Below are 12,273 nucleotides of genomic sequence, written 5' to 3'. Positions count from 1 at the left end.
TTAAAAAATGATGAACACCATGTTTACCTTCGATTATTGGAAGTTTATCTTCGATTATTCAAATTTATCTCCGATTTACTTTTTATCATTTCTAACACTTATCCCCCGTTTTTCATTTTATGAATACCAGCTAAAAAACTATCAATTAATAAATGTAGACTATTATCAAGATCAAGAGGTAAACCAAATCCTCCCTTTTGTTCAAGTGAAGAGAAGCCATGTAATATACTTCGGATACCACGAACAGCATGAATGACTTCATCATTTTCAAGTCCATACCCATTTAATACTTGAACAGTTAAGTCAACAATTCTTTTCCCTGCCAGTTGAATGTTTTGGTCATCTGGATCTGATGCACTTAATGTTAATTCATAAAGTCCAGGGTGTTTACGTGCGAATGCAATATATGCATCGGCAACACAATGAATGGCATCATCCTGTGACCGACCAATTGCAGCTTCGGCTAGCTTGTTATAGAGTAATTCCATACCATGAATAGCTAATTTTTTTCGAAGTCCTGTTAACCCTTCGATATGATTATATAAAGAAGGAGAACGAACATTAAGTTTTTTAGCCAAAGTTGCTAACGTCACGGCCTCTATTCCTTGTTCATCTGCTATTTCTGCTGCAGCTTGTAAAATTGTTTGTAAGTCAAGTCCCATTCTAGGCATACGTCTCTACCTTTCTATTATTTCTTAATTAGTTGCTAATCTCTTTTCTGCCTGATCAAGAGCAAGCTGGATAGATTCTCCTGGATTTTCAATCATTTCACCGTGACCTACAGCAAGTAAACGTGGTTGTAATGCTTTAACCTTTTTAACACTTTCAAGAGATGTTTCTTTATGCCATGTAGCCATTGCAGGAAACGGAAAGAACGGACGAATCTGACCACTTACTGCAATTCCTCCTCTAGTTTGCAGAGCATCTCCAGCAATAATTGCTTGATCACGCGTATCAAAAAAGGAAATAGATCCAGGTGTGTGCCCAGGTGTTGTAATAACAACTAATGAGCCTATTTGATCTCCTTCCTTTAAAAGCTGTTCAGGTACTAAGTTAATATTCTTTGGAATACCACCTTTTATAGGCGTTTGTGGCTCATTATCTTCTAAGGATGTATCACCTCTTAATAAACGGCAGTCGCGTTTCGAAACAGATATGGGTACATCAGGAAATTGTTTTTTAAGACTAACTAACGAACCAACATGATCTCCATGAGCATGTGTTAGCATGATGTTTTTAAGTGGCTTACCAATGGAATCAATTATCTTAACAATTCCTTTATAACTATTAGGAAGCCCTGTATCTATTAGAGTAAGGCTTGAACTCTCTTCAATCATATAGCAATTTACTGGAAAGAAGCCTGGTAAAAACGTTAATTGATAAACATTCCCTACCTTTGTTACCTTCATTATGATCCCTCTCCTTTACTAAATTAGGATTAAAACTAACACTATTAGTTTTATAATAAACTAACTCCATTAGTTTTACAACCATTATTTTCTAAATGATTATTCTAAAACAGAAAAAAAGACATATCACTAAAAGTAATATGCCTTCATTAAACATTAAACCCAATAAACTCTTGTTTCATAAGGTTTCAGTTCAAATTTTGATATTGCTTGATGTTCCTTTACTTCATAATTGGAAAGTAGCAGTTGATTTGATTCAACATTAAATTCTAAATCTTCTTCCCAAGTTGCTGAATCTCCCGTAAGGTTTGTGAGAATGACAACTTTTCCATCCTCTAATGTTCGTGTGTACGCAAAAATTTGTGGATGATCTTCTAAGATCAACTCATATGTTCCATACGTAAACACATCATTTTCCTTTTTAATCTTAATCATTTTCTTATAAAAATGTAGAATAGATCCTTTGTCTTGTTGTTGTACTTCAACATTAATATGATGGTAATTTTCATTTACACCTAACCATGGTGTACCCGTTGTAAAGCCTGCATTTGGCTCTGAAGACCATTGCATTGGGGTTCTTGAGTTATCACGACTGGATGACCAGATTACTTCCATAATCTCTTCATGTGGTACGCCTTCTTCACGCTTAATTCGGTACATATTTCGATCGGCAACATCATTATATTCCTCAATCGAATTGAACTTCACATTTGTCATCCCAATTTCTTGCCCTTGATAAATAAAAGGAGTTCCCTGCATGAGGAAGTACATAGCACCAAGTGCCGTAGCGCTCTCATACCAGTATTCCTTATCATTTCCCCAAGTTGAAACACGGCGTGGCTGGTCATGATTTTCTATAAAAAGGGCATTCCATCCATTATGTTCGAGAGTTTTTTGCCACTTTGTTAGAACATTTTTTAGTCCTAAAATATCTAAACTATTTTCTTTTGTTGCATTCCATAATGATAAATGCTCGAATTGAAACACCATATTAAATTTACCATTTTCCGTTCCAACCCATTGATCTAAATCTTCGTGATCTTCCACTTTGACTCCGTTTGCTTCACCAACAGTCATGATGTCATATTTCGAGAACGTTTCTTCTTTTAATTCTTGCAGGTAGGTATGGATACCTTTAACATTCATATGCTTATCAAAAGAAGGAACATATTTTAGTCCCTCTGGATTTGGCATATCCACTAATCCTTCTTCTTTATTAATATGACTAATTGCATCAACACGGAAACCATCTATTCCTTTATCAAGCCACCAGTTGATCATATCGTATAGTGCATGGCGAACTTCAGGATTTCTCCAATTTAAGTCAGGTTGTTTTGTTGAAAAAATATGCATGTAATATTGCTCTGTTTTTTCATCATATTCCCATGCTGAACCACTAAAAATACTTTCCCAGTTATTTGGCTCTTTTCCGCCTAGACCATCTCTCCAAATATACCAATCACGTTTTTCACTATCTTTAGATGTGCGTGATTCAATAAACCAAGGATGCTCATCACTTGTGTGGTTAATAACTAAATCGATTATTAATTTCATCCCTCGGCTATGAACTTCTTTTAACAACTGATCAAAGTCTTCCATCGTTCCGAAGTCTTCCATGATGTCTTGATAATCACTAATATCATAGCCATTATCATCATTAGGCGATTTATACATTGGACAAATCCATATAACATCTATTCCTAAGTCTTTAATATAATCTAATTTTGAAATCATTCCTTGAAGGTCGCCAATTCCATCACCATTTGAATCCATAAAGCTCCTAGGATACACCTGGTAGGCAACCGCTTCTTTCCACCATATCTTGTTCATGTTACTTCCTCTCTTATGCGAATTAATTTTGGGCTCATAGTTTTCTGTACTGTTCATTTTCCTAGTTTTCTCCATTATCATGAGGCATACACATTTATTATTATGTGAATGCAGAACCGTTCATGTTATAAAAGAAAAGGACAAATGATCAAATGTATGTACACATTTCAATACATTGCGATCAATTATCCTTTTTACAATAAACCTATTTCTTTTTTTCACATGATTTACGTTCAATGAATTTAGTAGGAATTGTAATTCTTTTCGGCAAAGAATCTGGTTTGTTCATTTTCTCAATTAAGCAATTTGTTGCTTCTAAGCCTAGTTGATAAATGCAAATATCAACTGAAGTTAAAGGCGGTTTTGAATGTTCAGAAAGCATTAAATTGTTAAAGCTTATAATAGAGATATCATTTGGAACACTTACATTCATATCCTCTAAATGACTAATCATTTCATATGCAATTAAATCATCTTGCGTCACAAGTGCCGTTGGTGGAGAGTCTAAGGACATAAGAAGCCTGATCGCTTCTCTCCCGTTTTCCTTAATGTATTCTTCGTGGACCATATATTCTTCATTAAACGGAATATCAGCTTCCTCTAGTGCCAACTTATATCCATTTAAACGATCAATAGTTACGACAAAATGAAGACTACCTCCAACAAATGCAATATGACGGTGCCCAAGTTCAATTAAATATTTTGTGACTTGTTTTGTTATATAAATATTATCGTTATCAACAAATGAAATTCTTTCCTCATTTTCAAAAGGTCTGCCCACAACAACAAAAGGAAAATTTGAGTCATGTAAAAATTTCATTGTTTTATCGTTAATTCTTGAATATAGAAGGACAATGCCATCAACACGTCTACCTTGGACCATCGATACAACTTCATTAAAGATTTCGTTTTCATCCGATCCTGTAGATAAATAAATTCCATATTTATTTTCATGTGCGCTTGTACTAATCCCTCTTAATACTTCCGGGAAAAAGGGATTTTGAAAGGCATAGTACGCTGAATTTGGCATAACCACACCGATTGTTTGAGTACTTTTTGCAACTAAGCTGCGCGCCTGAAAATTTGGATGATATCCTAGTTCCTCCATTACTTCTCGAACTCGTTTTTTTGTTTGCTCACTAATACGAGGACTGTTTGCAATAACCCTCGACACAGTTGAAGGAGCTACATTCGCTCGTTTTGCAACATCTTTAATTGTTACGATCATTGCTGCCTCCTTACTAATTGCAGGTGTTAGAAACACCAATTCTTATTTCTATCATAATACGTCGAGAAGGATAATGGAAACGCTTTTCTACTTTCACTTCAATTATTTTACTGCACCTTCAGAAATTCCTTTAATAATTTCACGTTGTGCAAAGAAATACACGATAATAACAGGAATAATCGCAATTGTTAAGCCCGCAAGAGCTAAGTGCCATTGCTTTGTATATTCACCAAAGAAGAAAAACATTTTTAAAGGTATTGTTTGAAGTCCTTCTTGATTTATAACTAATGAAGGCAATAGGTAATCATTCCAAATGTAAATGATATTTAGAATTGCGACCGTTACAGTAATAGGCTTCAATATTGGGAAAATGATGTACCAGAAAACCTGGAACTTATTGCATCCATCAATTGTTGCAGCTTCATCCAATGATTTAGAAATTCCATTTAATGAACCGTGGAATAAGAAAATTGATAAACTGCTACCAAAACCTAAATACATGAAGATTAATCCGACTCTGTTTAACATTTCGATTTGTCCAAACACAGTAACAAGCGGAATCATTACTGACTGGAAAGGAATTAACATCGCCGCTACAAATAGCATAAAAAGAATGGTACTTGTTTTGCTCTTGTTTCTTGAAAGTGCATAGGCTGCCATTGATGAGAAAATAATGATAATCGCAACACTAATCACAGTAATAAGTAATGAGTTGAAAAATGTTTGAATAAAGTCAAGCTCTTCAAAAGCTTGAAAATAATTATCAAGTGTAAACTCTTCCGGTAACTTCAATACATCAGTAAAGATTTCTCTCTTTGTTTTTAACGAGTTAACGATCATTAAGTAAAAAGGTGCTAACCAGATAATCCCTAAAACAACACCCAAGATTTCAACAGGAAATTGATATTTACTTCTCATTATACTTCAACCTCCTTCTTCTTGTTCATATACACCTGAGTTAATGAGATGACGGCAACAATAATAAAGAAGACAACTGCTTTTGCTTGAGCGTAAGCCATATCTCTTTCACCAAAAGCTGTTTTAAAGATTTCCATCGCAACCATTTGTGTTGAATTATACGGTCCACCACTTGTTAAGGATAAGTTCTGATCGTATAGCTTAAACGAGTTTGATAGAGTTAAGAACATACTTACTGTAAATGCTGGTGCAACAAGTGGGAAAATAATATATCTGAATCGTTGGAAAGGTCCTGCTCCATCAATCTCAGAAGCTTCAAGTAACTCACTTGGCAGACCCTCTAAGTAAGCAATATAAATAATCATGATATAGCCTGACATTTGCCAGCTCATTAAAATGACTAATCCCCAAAATCCAGTTTCTGTCGTTGATAACCAGCCTTTTAATGATTCTATACCTAATACATCTCCAATTCCGGCAAAAACCTTAATGAAAATAAACTGCCAGATAAAACCTAAAATTAATCCACCAATTAAGTTAGGCATAAAGAAAATAGTTCTTAAGAATTTACTTGATTTAATTTTTGTTGTGACAATTAACGCTAAACCTAATCCAATAGCATTTGTTAATAAAACAGATACAACGGAAAACTTCGTTGTGAACCAAAGTGATGCTAGAAATTCTTCATCCTTAAAAGCATCAATATAATTCTCAAGTCCAACAAATGAACCAATCTTAATTCCGTTCCAATCTGTAAATGAATAATAAACACCAATTATTAAAGGTATGATTATAACCATTGCCAATGCAAACAGGACAGGTGCTAAGAATAACCAATATGATAGATCCCGAGTACGCATCATGTGAATCCCTCCAACACTTTTTTGCTTTTTTAATGTAGTAGTCAAGCGCTCAATCTATAAGTCGCTCCATAAACGAAGGTTATAAGCACCTTTGTTTATGGAGCAGCTTATAACAAAGCCACTCCTTACATGGATTAATAAAACAAAGTAGCAACAATCTGCTACTTTGCTTTATCCATCTCCACCTTATTCTTTAGACTCTGCCCAAGCAGCTTTTGAATCTTCAACAATCTCTTCCCAAGTAGCTTCTTCAGCTAAGTATTTTTGGATATTAGCGCCTAGTTTATCTTGACCCCAGTTCGCTGGATAACCCATAAATACCCATCCAATTGTTTTTCCTGCTTCTGCATACTCATAGACTTGTTTTGAAAGTGGATCTGTAATTTTTGATGCATCGTAGCCTTCATAAGCTGGAACAAATTTGAAATCATTTATTACAACTTCTTTACCTTCATCAGATGTGTATAACCAATCTAGGAATTTTGTAGCTTCTTCAATTACTTTTTCATCTTTGTTTTTGTTAACAGCCCAGTACATTGGAACTCCTACTGGAATTGCATCTTCTTTGTATCCTGGAACCGGGATAGGTAAGATCCCAACCTTGTTGTTTGCTAACTCTTCGTCAATTCCAGCGATTGAACCGTATACCCAGTTACCTTGTTGAATCATTGCTACTTTTCCAGTAGAGAATAATTCTTCAACTTGTTGAGAATAATCAAGACTTACAACAGGTTGAACTGAGTGTTTATTTTGAAGATCAATAAAGTTTTTCATTGCATCGCCATATTTAAAATCAACTGTTTTAGATTCAAATGCACTTGTTACGTTTCCATCAAATTCTGGAGAAATAAATGCGTTTGATAAGTGTAAACCTGTTACCCAAGTTTCTTTTGCAGGTAATGCAAATACTGCTTCTAAACCTAGGTCTGATTTCTTTTCATCTAAAGTTTTAACAGCTGCTTCTAAAGAAGCCATATCTTTAATATCTGCAGGGTTAATTCCCGCTTTCTCAAAAATTTCAGTGTTATAAATTAGACCATAACCTTCTTGGTTGAATGGTAAGCCTAGTACTTGATCATCTTTCGTTACACCGTCAAGTGTACCTTCAAGTGCCGCACCAGCTGCAGCAGAGTCAGTTAAATCAGCTAAACTATCTTCCCAGTCAATGACGTCAGTCGGACCACCAATATTGAAAATTGCAGGCTCGTCACCAGATGCAAATTTAGATCTTAACGCTGCACCATAATCTTCTCCGCCACCTACAGTTTGGATATTAATCTTTACCCCTGGATTAGCTTCTTGGTATTGCTCTGCTACTGCTTCAAACTGATCTTTGAATTCTACTTTAAATTGGAAAATATCTAGAGTTACTTGATCTCCTTCAGAACCTGATCCTTCTTTTTCAGAAGAAGAGTCACTGCCGGAACAACCAGCTAATACAACGCTTACAAGAAATAGAATCGAGAAAAAGCTTAAAAATATTTTTTTACTTCCCATTTTTTTACCCCCGTTTTATTTATTTGCGCTCTTGCGCTATTTCAGGCGAGTGAGGAAACGTTTGCACAAACCCTTTTAAAAAAACATAGAGATCCTTACTTACAACCTCTTAATCTACTATTTCATAATGACTAATAAGGCTACCGTGAGAATTTTCCTATGTTATATTGTGCAACAGCTTGCGAAATCGTTTGCACTAACCTTGCATAAAGAAATATATCATAGATTTTTTATTTGTACAACAAAAAATTATTATTTTTTCTAAGCTTGATTAAATTGCAAACGTTTAATAATTTTCTGAGTTAGGGAATATTACACATTAAGAATGAAATGAGGAGGAAAACATGGAAAATCTTGATTACATAAAATGCTCTTGTAATTCTGAATATAACACTCTAAAAAAAGTGGTTTTATGTTCACCAGAATTTATGACGATTAAAGAACCAATAAATGAAATCCAAAAAAGATTTTTAGAAGAAAATATCGACACAAAACTTGCTCAACAGCAACATAAAGACTTAGTTAATACATTAAAAGAAAATGATGTGGAAGTAATCTTACTTACACCTAGAAAAGACTTTCCTGAGCAGGTTTTCACCCGTGATATTGGATTTGTACTAGGTCATCAAGTTTTTGCGGCAGACATGGCTCATGATGTGAGAAAAGGAGAAGAAACATCTTTTATCGATTACCTAGAAAAGGAGCAAATTACCTACACAAATTTGATTGGAGATAAAATCGAAGGTGGCGATGTTTTTATCGATCAAAACACAATTTACGTTGGTGTAAGTAATCGAACAAACGAAAATGCTATTTCGCATTTACAAAGCCTGTTACCCACTTTTGACGTTATTGAAGTTCCATTTACAGATAAATATTTACACTTAGATTGTGTTTTTAATATCTTATCACCGGAAGATGCTTTAATTTTTCCTAACGAAATAGAAAAGAATAAGGTAGAACTGTTATCATCTCGCTATAACTTAATTGAGGTAACAGAGGAAGAACAAGCAACTTTAGGTACTAATGTTTTATCGATAGGAGAAAAGCGAGTATTGAGCTTACCAATTAATAAAGATGTAAATCAGAAGCTTCGGGAACGAGGTTTTCATGTTATAGAGGTTGATATTACGGAGATAATAAAATCTGGTGGGGCCTTTCGTTGTTGTACTCTTCCGTTAATTAGGGAATAGAAAAAGCTTCAGTTCCTTTTATAGGAATTGAAGCTTTTTTTGTTAGGATTAACATGATGAATCTTCTATTTAGTTACTCTTTCTAACACCGCCGCTGCTGTTGATTCATCAATGATAATCACATCAAGATTGTGGCTATTAAGTGCTCCTAAAACACTTTCTACAACAACAGCATCTCAAAGTTCAAAGGTATCCTCTAACTGCTTTTCTAATTCCTTGTCCCGATTCCCCTAGTATCCAGACACATATTTGCTCTTAGGACCCTTGCTTGTCCCGATTCCTCTGGTATCCAGACATAAATTTGCTTTTAGGACCCTTGCTTGTCCCGATTCCTCTGGTATCGAGACACATTTTCTCTCTTAGCACCCTAACTTGTCCCGATTCCCCTAGTATCCAGACACAAATTTGCTCTTAGGACCCTTGCTTGTCCCGATTCCCCAGGTATCGAGACATAAATTTGCTCTTAGGACCCTTGCTTGTCCCGATTCCTCTGGTATCGAGACACATTTTCTCTCTTAGCACCCTAACTTGTCCCGATTCCCCTAGTATCCAGACACAAATTTGCTCTTAGGACCCTTGCTTGTCCCGATTCCTCTGGTATCCAGACACAAATTTGCTCTTAGGACCCTTGCTTGTCCCGATTCCTCTGGTATCCAGACACAAATTTGCTCTTGCTTGTCCGATTCCTCTGGTATCGAGACACATTTTCTCTCTTAGCACCCTAACTTGTCCCGATTCCCCTAGTATCCAGACACAAATTTGCTCTTAGGACCCTTGCTTGTCCCGATTCCTCTAGTATCCAGACACAAATTTGCTCTTAGGACCATTGCTTGTCCCGATTCCTCTGGTATCCAGACATAAATTTGCTCTTAGGACCATTGCTTGTCCCGATTCCCCAGGTATCCAGACATAAATTTGCTTTTAGGACCCTTGCTTGTCCCGATTCCCCAGGTATCCAGACATAAATTTGCTTTTAGGACCCTTGCTTGTCCCGATTCCTCTGGTATCGAGACACATACTCGCTCTTTGCACTTTTTCTCGTCCCGACTCTTCCGGTAATAAACAAATATAGGCTAGTAGAAAAATGCTAAACCCCCGCCTTCAAAAGACGGGGTACCTATTAAAAGTCAAAGTTATTAGGATCTGGTGCAACACGTTTATTTTCATTTAAAGCATCATCTGCTGGATCTCTGTTTCTGTTAATTCAAAAATTGACGCATTTTCAATAATTCGATACTCCTTAGTCAAACTTCAGAATTGTTACAATATCATTTTAAAGATTGGAGTCATAAACCGTTTTGTTTACCAGCAAATTCCCCCAAAAGCGGATGAAGTGAATGTGGTAGAAGCCTAGAACATATTAGCTTCTTTATGTGCATGGGGTAAAATTCATCTAAAACAAGTGAAGTATTTCACCCTAGAAAAACAGCTCCATATCCCATCGCACCAACGATCACTAATGCAGGGTGTACTTTCAGCTTTTCTAACAATAATAAGCTGATCGCAACCAGAAAGAGCGATTGCCATATTCCTGTATCTTGATATGAGGTAAAGAAAAAGCTAAATGCCATCATCCCTAATAACACTGCAATTGCAGGGCGAATGAATGTTGTCATTCTTTTTACTTTTGGAGAATCCTTATACTTATATAAAAACCCTAATAAAACGATCATTAAGATTAATGAAGGAGCAACTGTAGCAAAAATCCCAACAAGACTTCCTAACACTCCCCCTTGTTGGTACCCAATATAACCAGCCATCTTAGTGGCAATTGGGCCTGGAAGAGCATTTCCCAACGCAAGCACTTCACTAAATTCATTTACGTTCATCCAGCCATATCGATCCACTACCTCATTTTCTACAAGCGGGATGGATGCCGGACCACCTCCGTAACCTAAAATCCCTGGTATAAAGAAGGCAAGAAAAATATCCCAATATAGCACTAAGCACTCCCCCTTTCAACCGTCCGATCTTTATCTGGATTTTTATCTTTTTTTAATATCGCCGCGAGCAATAGTCCCCCAATTAAAATGGCAGGGTGTACTCCTAGAATCTCCATTAAAAGAAAACTACCACATATAAGTGCTAATGCTTTTACCCAGCCGAGTGACTTTTGAGATTTCTTAAAGAAGTCCCAAGTTAAAGTAGCTAACATAACTCCTACGACAGGTACGACTGCCGCTGTCATTCCTTGAACCCATGGATAATTTTTGACAGAGCTAATTGTTGTTAAAAGAACGATCATTAACACAATAGTAGGAAGAATCGTAGAAAGTGTAGCATTTATTAAGCCTAATGTTCCCGCGACTCGATAACCAATATATCCTGCCATTTTTGTAGCAATAGGCCCAGGCAATGTATTCCCAAGAGCTAACACATCTGCAAATTCATCATCATTCATCCATTTGTACTTTTCAACGACCTCTTTATGAACAAGTGGTATTGAAGAAGGACCACCGCCATATCCAAGCATTCCAACCCGAAAAAAAGCTAAAAAAAGCTGCAGGTGTGTCATTTTTTTAAATCACCCTTCTACATTAGATTTTCAATGTGATTCCCCTCGCTATTTATTCTCCCCTTTTTCATTTAAATGTTCCTTAACGATGTTTATGGTGGATCTTACCATTTATGCAATCAACCTTATCATTTGTTAGTTATTGCCTTATATTAAATTAACAAACGGAATATACTTATGATTATAAACCACATAAAGTTAATTTTCTATACAATTTCCAGAAAAAAATTTCAACAAAAAAGAATGACATTTTGATAGTATCTTTCAAAAGTCATTCTTTACAAATTTTATTATAATTTCATTCCGCTTCGACTTTTAAAACGCCTTAGTAAAATGTGACTTTCCACTCTGGTTATTCCTTCAAGTGCATATAATTCTTTGTTGATAAACTTTTCTAATGCCACAAAGTCATCTACCAACACATGCATATGTAGTGTACTAGGGCCTGTCATTTGATAGCAGCTTGAGACACAGGGATTATCCGCCAATGTTTCAGCAACCTCAACTAAATAAGCAGGTTCACAGTCAACCTCAAAAAAAGCTGAAACATTTTTGCCCATCTTCTCAGAATTGATCACAACACTGAACTTTTCAATTACATCATTGTTTATTAATTGATTTACACGTTCTCGAACGGATACCCGTGACAAATCTAGTTCTTTTCCTATATCTGAATAAGACATTCTGCCATTAATCGTGAGTAACTCAAGTATTTTTCTATCAATATGATCTATTTTCAATGAAAACCCATCCTTTAAGTATATATAGTCTTAGTATAATAAGAAGATGGTTTGGTTAAAAGTCTTACATAAAGAAAAGT

General features: G+C 35.6%; 11 protein-coding genes. 1 reads left to right on the top strand and 10 read right to left on the bottom strand.

The features are described from left to right. Positions 1 to 98 precede the first annotated feature (98 nt). The 7 genes from LPC09_RS06555 to LPC09_RS06525 all read right to left on the bottom strand — a co-directional run bounded on the left by LPC09_RS06555 (position 99) and on the right by LPC09_RS06525 (position 7,745). On the bottom strand, positions 99 to 671 hold the full coding sequence (locus LPC09_RS06555; RefSeq protein WP_098796724.1) for a TetR/AcrR family transcriptional regulator: 573 nt from the start codon (positions 669 to 671) through the stop codon (positions 99 to 101). A gap of 24 nt (positions 672 to 695) precedes the next feature. Then, positions 696 to 1,409, bottom strand: a complete 714-nt coding sequence (locus tag LPC09_RS06550; RefSeq protein WP_098796727.1) for an MBL fold metallo-hydrolase — start codon at positions 1,407 to 1,409, stop codon at positions 696 to 698. Between the two features lie 156 nt (positions 1,410 to 1,565). Continuing rightward, positions 1,566 to 3,239, bottom strand: coding sequence for a glycoside hydrolase family 13 protein (locus LPC09_RS06545; RefSeq protein ID WP_098796730.1), 1,674 nt, complete (start codon positions 3,237 to 3,239; stop codon positions 1,566 to 1,568). A gap of 205 nt (positions 3,240 to 3,444) precedes the next feature. After that, on the bottom strand, positions 3,445 to 4,467 hold the full coding sequence (locus tag LPC09_RS06540) for a LacI family DNA-binding transcriptional regulator (protein ID WP_231309267.1): 1,023 nt from the start codon (positions 4,465 to 4,467) through the stop codon (positions 3,445 to 3,447). 102 nt (positions 4,468 to 4,569) lie between these two features. After that, positions 4,570 to 5,385 carry a carbohydrate ABC transporter permease gene (locus LPC09_RS06535; RefSeq protein ID WP_098796739.1) on the bottom strand — a complete coding sequence of 272 codons (816 nt, stop codon included), beginning with the start codon at positions 5,383 to 5,385 and terminating at the stop codon, positions 4,570 to 4,572. Beyond that, a complete protein-coding gene (locus LPC09_RS06530; RefSeq protein ID WP_212137457.1) occupies positions 5,385 to 6,245 on the bottom strand; it encodes a carbohydrate ABC transporter permease in 861 nt (286 codons plus the stop codon). Before LPC09_RS06530 ends, LPC09_RS06535 begins: the two co-directional genes overlap by 1 nt. Positions 6,246 to 6,434: 189 nt before the next feature. Continuing rightward, the gene (locus LPC09_RS06525) at positions 6,435 to 7,745 is read right to left on the bottom strand and encodes an ABC transporter substrate-binding protein (RefSeq protein ID WP_231309266.1); all 1,311 of its coding nucleotides are present in this window, start codon (positions 7,743 to 7,745) and stop codon (positions 6,435 to 6,437) included. Between the two features lie 344 nt (positions 7,746 to 8,089). Here LPC09_RS06525 and LPC09_RS06520 point away from each other — a divergent pair, with 344 nt between their 5' ends. Continuing rightward, positions 8,090 to 8,938 carry a dimethylarginine dimethylaminohydrolase family protein gene (locus LPC09_RS06520; RefSeq protein WP_231309265.1) on the top strand — a complete coding sequence of 283 codons (849 nt, stop codon included), beginning with the start codon at positions 8,090 to 8,092 and terminating at the stop codon, positions 8,936 to 8,938. 1,412 nt (positions 8,939 to 10,350) lie between these two features. On the opposite strand, the gene LPC09_RS06510 is transcribed toward LPC09_RS06520, so the two are convergent. The 3 genes from LPC09_RS06510 to LPC09_RS06500 all read right to left on the bottom strand — a co-directional run bounded on the left by LPC09_RS06510 (position 10,351) and on the right by LPC09_RS06500 (position 12,193). After that, on the bottom strand, positions 10,351 to 10,881 hold the full coding sequence (locus tag LPC09_RS06510; protein ID WP_098799583.1) for a chromate transporter: 531 nt from the start codon (positions 10,879 to 10,881) through the stop codon (positions 10,351 to 10,353). Beyond that, positions 10,881 to 11,453, bottom strand: a complete 573-nt coding sequence (locus tag LPC09_RS06505; protein WP_098799584.1) for a chromate transporter — start codon at positions 11,451 to 11,453, stop codon at positions 10,881 to 10,883. Before LPC09_RS06505 ends, LPC09_RS06510 begins: the two co-directional genes overlap by 1 nt. A 290-nt stretch (positions 11,454 to 11,743) precedes the next feature. Continuing rightward, a complete protein-coding gene (locus tag LPC09_RS06500; protein WP_098799585.1) occupies positions 11,744 to 12,193 on the bottom strand; it encodes an Lrp/AsnC family transcriptional regulator in 450 nt (149 codons plus the stop codon). Positions 12,194 to 12,273: the final 80 nt, after the last annotated feature.

The sequence above is a fragment of the Metabacillus sp. B2-18 genome, from assembly GCF_021117275.1.
GTDB lineage: Bacteria > Bacillota > Bacilli > Bacillales > Bacillaceae > Metabacillus.
Note: the sequence above shows the minus strand (reverse complement) of the source record. Positions and strands in the feature narration are given on the sequence as shown.